Annotated in this window: 1 protein-coding gene; it reads right to left on the bottom strand. The window is 37.6% G+C overall.

From position 1 onward, the window contains the following. Positions 1–338: 338 nt before the first annotated feature. A partial coding sequence (locus DW036_RS25380) for a tyrosine-type recombinase/integrase (RefSeq protein WP_147401558.1) occupies positions 339–782 on the bottom strand: 444 nt, incomplete at its 5' end.

The following is a 782-nucleotide window of genomic DNA, read 5'->3' as shown; positions in this document are numbered from 1 at the left end:
CCGTTACTTTATAGGTAATAAAATCTCGTTAAATCCGTTAACATTCAAGGAATAATGGCCGTAGGAGGGCTATTTGGTGGGAGATGAGAAAATGTATTAGTATGAATATGTGAGAGAAAAAAGTAGTTCCTAAAAGGAGACATGGAAAAAGGAGAAAAGAAGATTTTAAAGAAGGTAAGAAGATAAAAACCGAATGTAATTCATTGATTATTATAGTATTATTAAAATAGAAGTCTATTCTAATAAAGTCAAGTCTTTCCCTTCCTCAAAGTGCTCCTTGAAGAATATGAATATTATGTGACAATACTAATCTATATTATAAAGAGGAATTACACCTTTTATACTAAATATCCGCCACTTTTTACAAAAGAAATTACTATCCGATTAGCTTCATCTATCTTCTTATTACTAAAAGGCTTCAGATAAGTTTCTGTAACTGCAATGGACGAATGTCCCATTGCTTCCGAGATGATTCCGGGATGAATTTCACAGTGATAAGCCATTGTAGCCCAGGTATGTCGGGCAGCATAAGTGCTGAGAGCAGATTTCATTCCAATAGATTGCTTAAGACTAGATAAGCGCCGGTTAAAGCTTCTCAAAGCAGACTGGTATTCCCGATATGCAGCCTCTGAACCTTCCTCACTCTGCAGAATGGGGAACAGATAAGGTGAATCCATATTCCTATCAGCTACCAGACGCACCAACTGCATTACTTCAGGGGTAAGCATCACCGTCAAAGCCCGTCCTGTTTTACGACGACGGTAAGACAATACATTGCCCTG

The organism is Bacteroides sp. AF39-11AC, from assembly GCF_003474285.1.
Taxonomy (GTDB): domain Bacteria; phylum Bacteroidota; class Bacteroidia; order Bacteroidales; family Bacteroidaceae; genus Bacteroides.
Note: the sequence above shows the minus strand (reverse complement) of the source record. Positions and strands in the feature narration are given on the sequence as shown.